Source organism: Halolactibacillus halophilus (genome assembly GCF_900115605.1).
Classification (GTDB): domain Bacteria; phylum Bacillota; class Bacilli; order Bacillales; family Amphibacillaceae; genus Halolactibacillus; species Halolactibacillus halophilus.
In genome coordinates, this window is the sequence record NZ_FOXC01000065.1 from 1 (window position 1) to 5740 (window position 5740).

Consider the following 5740-nt stretch of genomic DNA (forward strand, 5'->3'; position numbering starts at 1 on the left):
TGTTGTTTGGTAACTCTATTCTACAAAAAGAGGCTTCCTTTTTCCATGCTCAAAAACGAGTCAAAGGTCGTTTACACAAAATATTGTACACTATCTAAAGAAGAATTCCACGACATTTCTGAACCTGATAGCCATAATAATATTCATTATAGTTATATAGACAAGGTTTTTAACAAGTTGTGATTATTTGAATCATAGTTTGCAGAGACTATCAGTTCTGAAACTCAAATTCAAAAAAAGGAGTTGAGAACATGACTGCACAAATATGGATTTCAACAGCACTACAAATTTTCGGTACAATCGTGTTGGGATTATTTTTGAAAAATTATCTTCCAAGTTACATCGGTGAAAAGGGTAAGAATTTGGCTACTAAAGAAGATATAGCTGAAATAACAAGAAAAAGTGAAGAAGTACAAGATGAGTTTAGAAGAGAGTACGAAAAATTCAATATAGATCTGAATTTTAAGTATGACTTTTATTATAAGCAGCTCACTGAATTGTACACTCAACTATACGCAATTATTTGTCAATCTGAATATTTACGTAGGTTCTTTCTTCTTTTAAATGGCAGTAAACTTGAATTTGATGATGCCCCATTTATTGAGATTCATAAAACTACGTCGACGAGTACTCTTAAGGCTCACAATACTATTTCAAATGTCAAACAAGAGATTAAGCATGATGAAATCACCAGTTTTTGCAAAAAAGAAATTGTGGATTTAATAATAAAAAAAGGTGAGTTCGCCAGTCAGAAATTATTGAAACTTGCAGTGGCATATAGATTTGCATTTGATAATTATTCTGGGAGTAAAACCTCGAGCAACTCAGATATTGTTAAAGTTGCGGATAATGAAGAAATTGCTTTAATAACAGAAATTGTTAAAACCATAATTCGCGAATTTAATATATTAAGAAAAGAGTTGAGAATTGAGTATATTGAGAAAGAAATTGAAGAAGGGCTGTTTGAAAATGTTGTTATTAACATAGAGGATTGAGGTTTAAGCTAAAATTGATTGATAAACAAATCTTAAAACCATATGGAGCTTCTAGAGTTTAAGCTTATAAATTGCTTGACTTCTCAAAATTTCTATCGCATTACTAGATACCAATCAAAGGATTGGAGGTAATGCAAATGACCAATGAACAAAAAGAAAAAATCATTGAACTCAGGAAGTTAGGCATAGGCTATCGCAGCATAGCCACTGCCATGGATCTTAGTAGAGATAGTGTGAGGAATTTTTGTAAGAGTCGGGGGTTGGATGGCTTTGGGCAGGATTATAGCAAGCCCAAGCCTGAAAAGGTAATCAGAGAACATTGTAAAAACTGTGGAAAGCGGATTAATCAGAAGAAGCTGAAAGGGAGTCCTAAAACCTATTGCTCCACAGAATGCAAAAGAGAATGGGAACATAAAAATACAATTGTATATCAGCATGTTTGTTACTACTGTGGGAGCGAGTTTGAGAACAAATCAAAGAATGGGAATTACTGTTGCCGCAGATGCTACATTCGAGATAGGTTCTGGCGAGATGAAGATATTGAAGAAGTAATCAAGCACCTAAAGGAGAGAAGGCCACTTCAGAATGTACCAATATGGATTAAAGACTTGATGGCCGGGAAAGAAGCTCAAGAACCAGATGAAGATTCGAAGGAATATTACTAAATTTAGCACCCACATTGAGACTTTCAGAAGTAAAAATGGGGGGATAGGAACTGAGTATTTACCCCGGTTACAGTATGATTTGCTATTTTATATAAAGGTTATGTGGTAACGCATGTTGAGACGGTCTGTCTTTTAGAAAGAATATAGTAAATATTAACCCTGAAAATACACTGTTTCCAGGGTTTTTTTCGTAACGGTCTGTTTAATATTCGTTAGGACCACAGCACAAAAAAAGAACTTGGGAAAAACACTAACATCAAAACAAACAACAAGTTGTGAGCTAGTGTAGGCGGAATAGAACATCTGTATCAATTTAGAAATTATTGGTGTATATTTTTGGATATATTGATGCATCTTTTAGAGAGGTTGAAGTATTTGACTTTACAATTGAGGTAGTTTAATTTATATTTTCTTAAAGATAGCTATTTTGTACATAAGGAGGAGACAATTTAATGGATGATGAAAAAAATGTATCAACTTATACTAAGGAAGATATTGAAAAGAACAAAACCATTGCTGGGTTAGCTTATTTTATCTTTTTCCTACCACTACTAACTAATCCTGAATCTGCCTATGGTAAATTCCATGCGAATCAAGGACTGTTACTTTTTATTTTAGGTGTTGGTGGAAATATAATATTAGGTGTAATTCCGGTTATAGGCTGGCTTCTAATGTTACCCTTTGGAGTACTCGTATTAATTTTATTTGTTATAGGCCTTATAAATGGGTTTGGCGGAAAAGTTAAAGAATTGCCAGTCATCGGGAAATATCGAATAATTAAATAATTTAGCACATTTTTTAGAATCAATGTTTGCCATAACAAGAACGGTGTTTTTTTTAGTTCAATTATGACAAACTGATAAAAAGATTGATAAAAATAGACTAGTCGCTTTTTAGGGCAAGTCTTTTTTTATTGGGCGTTTTTAGCTTGTCTTAAACAGTTATTTTAAGTCCTTGTAAGGTCATTACAACCGTTATCATGAAAATTATGAACAATTTATCAGCTTGTGCTTAGCAGGCAAATAAACGTCCATCTAATAATATCTTTTGGATGAAATTCGATACACGAATCTTTCTCTATCTTGTTCTTACGTCACGTTCTGCCTTCTCCTCTATCTTTCACTTAGCTGTAGACTAATATCATTATCTGTCGCGTCAACTTCAAGTGAAGAGGATGTTTTGATGCTGATGGATATAATAGAGTGACTCTAGAAATTCTTTCTGTTTTCCGATATACTAATGGTTGTAGATATTTTTTATTTCTTTTGGGGCCTGTCTCAGACATAGGCTCTGATTTATACATTCAGGTAAAACGATAGTTATTATAAGGAAAAGTAAATACCGCCAGTAAATAAGGCGTTATTTTTCCTGCTATTTCTAACTTGATTTCCCCTCAATCAAACTCAACTCAATTTTCGTATTAAAGATTTTTTTCGAGAATACATTTCCTTGTTTTTCTTCATGATGGTTCGAAAATAATTTCTGAACGTTGCACATCCAACCTTTAACCCTCATCTAATAATGCCTCAGTATGTCGATAATCTTCATTTTCTGTTTTGACATGTCGTTTGATCTTGCCACTCATTTTTAGCCAGATAATACTGAAGCCTCTCTTGACTTTTTTTTACACGCGTTTTGGACTGAGACTTTGCCTGTATCGAGGTTGGCTTGTGAAGGTATCAAGAATCGGAAGATGCCTCACATCTGACGCACGGCTTTGTTTAAAACCTTTTCAAGTGCTTTCTTGCTTTATAAATATAAATCGGTAATAATTTGGCGGTTTATCTTTCGCTTTATAAGTAATATCCTGGTTCATTTTTAAGATAATACATAGAGATTTTTTATAATAATGTTCTTGATTATATAAATGAACCTTAAATTATCAAATGAAAGGTTATCTGAAGAGAAATACAGTGTTAAGCCATAGGTCATACTTATGTAAAGGTAATATATAAATACAGATTTAAAACCATAATGTAGGTTGGTGAATAAAATGGAATTCCTCTTTGAAATTATTTTGGACTTTATATCGGATGTTTTATTAACACCTGTTTGATAATTTTCTGATACTATCTTTCCTACTTCTTCACCAAGCAAATCTCCTGGCGTCTTATCTCTAATATCTTCTAACTTTAACCCTGTTTTATTTTGATGGGCTAAATTATTTCTCACATATTGAAAGTGGCTATTGGAGATAACTTTCATTAAAAACATCGCATCTTGCGTTCCGTTAAATACTTTTTCATATTCTCTTGTTAACCGAGACAAATCACTCTCAACTTTTTTAGAATCGGTGATATCCGTGTGTGAGCCTAACATGCGCTTATCCCGACCGAATTCATCTCTGATGACGAGTCCACGGCATCGCATCCAGACTGTTGTCCCCTCTTTATGCTCATAACGAACAACTTGGTCATATGGGTGATTTGGATTTTCACAATGTTTATGAAAACTTTCTGTTGCTAACTTTAAATCTTCTTGGTGAATAATATCATGCCATTCAGAAGACAAGTGTTTCTTTTCTTCAGGATTATAGCCAAGCGTCTTCCAAAACTTTGGACTCAGCCACTCATTTTCAGAGTGTTCTAAATCCCAATACCACATGCCATCTAACATGTCCATTTGAATATACTCAAAAATTACAGAATCATTTTTTACCAAATCATATAGTTCGCATTTCAAATAATTTTCCACCATACTATTAGCCTACCTTTCCGTACAAGCTTTCATCTAGTTACTTATTATATTGGTATTATATTTACTAAAGATCGATATGATATGAGTGATAGTGTCAAGAATTCTGTGTAAATCTCTCGATTGTAGTTGGTATATCAACGCAAAACTGTGCATTTTTTTAAAGAGGAAAACTCGGACTATCACTCCTTAGTATTTTAAATACTTATATCAATACTGTTAGCTTATTGTCACTTGATTGTCCTTCTGATCGCATTTAATCGAGCCCGGCAACCAGATGATGAAAACATCTAGCGCTTTCATACGGGCTAGCATGCTAGCCTCTCATAATAAAGTGCGCATCTCTTTATGATGCGGCGTATATTGTTTTGTTTGTCTTATGTTCGGCTGAGGTTTGAATGTCTAGTGATCCGTGTATCCTGACCCTGATATACCAATAACCAAGGTCTAACACTTCTTGCGAAATTAGTTGCTCATCTAAATTGAACTACCCCCACCTAACATTCCCACGAATGTTTGATCCATAAGAACACCTTAAAGGCGACCTATGCTCATTCAACTAAGCATAGGATTTCTGCTTTACAACCGCCACGAGGCCTCACAATTATGAAAATCATTCAAGTAAAGTATGTATAAAATTCAGAGCGAAACCATATTTTTAAAATGATGGCTTTGTGTTAAAAAGTTCATTTTAACAGTTACAAGACACCTAACCACGAAAAGTCCACCGCACAGTGCAAGTCTATCACATTGTTATTATAAAAATTATAACGGATATTCAGACTCATTTTATAGTGATTCAATCACATTAACCGAGAGTTGATTAGCGAATTTGTCGTTTAAGTCTGTATCTTCTGAGGTAGTATATCCAAAGAAAATTAAAAAAGATAAACCAGTAATAGTTACATATTTTTTAACATTCTCATTTACATTTTTAAAAACACTCTATTCCTATCGCTCTTTAATAATATTGTTAATAATATTATTTCTTTCTTCTAATGACGTATTTTTTTAAAGACTGCGTAAAAAATTATGTCAATTGCCGGTTCATAGTTCTTCCCTCTTATCTTTTTAAGGCTTTCTTCTTTTAATTTCAACCAAAAGACGGATTGTTAAAGCAACAAACAATCCAGATACAAAGTAGAAGACAAACATCATTGTGGTTTTATCTCGCATCATGTAACCTAAATACAAAAACAAACCGCTCATACCAATGAGCAAAGAAAAGATTATCACACGCACAACACTTGCACCTTTCTTTGATGTTTTTGCGTAAGCATAACTGCCTTCGATTGAACTACCCCCACCTAACATTCTCACGAATGTTTGAGGAAGGGGATTCCGTAAGGACACCCTAAAGGCGACCCATGCTCGTTCAACTAAGCA

Annotated in this window: 5 protein-coding genes; 3 read left to right on the top strand and 2 right to left on the bottom strand. The window is 33.8% G+C overall.

Annotated features, from left to right (window positions below; all coding sequences use genetic code 11):
• Positions 1–251 precede the first annotated feature (251 nt).
• The 3 genes from BM098_RS12845 to BM098_RS12855 all read left to right on the top strand — a co-directional run bounded on the left by BM098_RS12845 (position 252) and on the right by BM098_RS12855 (position 2445).
• Positions 252–995 (top strand): hypothetical protein, encoded by a 744-nt coding sequence (locus BM098_RS12845; protein WP_089833999.1) that lies wholly within the window; start codon positions 252–254, stop codon positions 993–995.
• Between the two features lie 137 nt (positions 996–1132).
• Positions 1133–1660: a hypothetical protein gene (locus BM098_RS12850; protein WP_089834001.1), complete on the top strand. Its 528-nt coding sequence runs from the start codon at positions 1133–1135 to the stop codon at positions 1658–1660.
• A 452-nt stretch (positions 1661–2112) separates the two neighbouring features.
• Positions 2113–2445 (top strand): DUF4870 domain-containing protein, encoded by a 333-nt coding sequence (locus BM098_RS12855; RefSeq protein WP_089834003.1) that lies wholly within the window; start codon positions 2113–2115, stop codon positions 2443–2445.
• 1033 nt (positions 2446–3478) lie between these two features.
• Here the strand turns inward: BM098_RS12855 and BM098_RS12860 are convergent.
• Together BM098_RS12860 and BM098_RS12865 are read right to left on the bottom strand one after the other, a co-directional pair.
• Positions 3479–4357, bottom strand: coding sequence for a PAS domain-containing protein (locus BM098_RS12860; RefSeq protein WP_089834005.1), 879 nt, complete (start codon positions 4355–4357; stop codon positions 3479–3481).
• Positions 4358–5425: 1068 nt separating this feature from the next.
• A partial coding sequence (locus BM098_RS12865; protein ID WP_234987507.1) for a hypothetical protein occupies positions 5426–5740 on the bottom strand: 315 nt, incomplete at its 5' end.

Coding starts and splice junctions, on each gene's coding strand:
- BM098_RS12845 (WP_089833999.1), top strand. CDS start 252: ATGACTGCACAAATATGGATTTCAACAGCACTACAAATTTTCGGTACA.
- BM098_RS12850 (WP_089834001.1), top strand. CDS start 1,133: ATGACCAATGAACAAAAAGAAAAAATCATTGAACTCAGGAAGTTAGGC.
- BM098_RS12855 (WP_089834003.1), top strand. CDS start 2,113: ATGGATGATGAAAAAAATGTATCAACTTATACTAAGGAAGATATTGAA.
- BM098_RS12860 (WP_089834005.1), bottom strand. CDS start 4,357: ATGGTGGAAAATTATTTGAAATGCGAACTATATGATTTGGTAAAAAAT.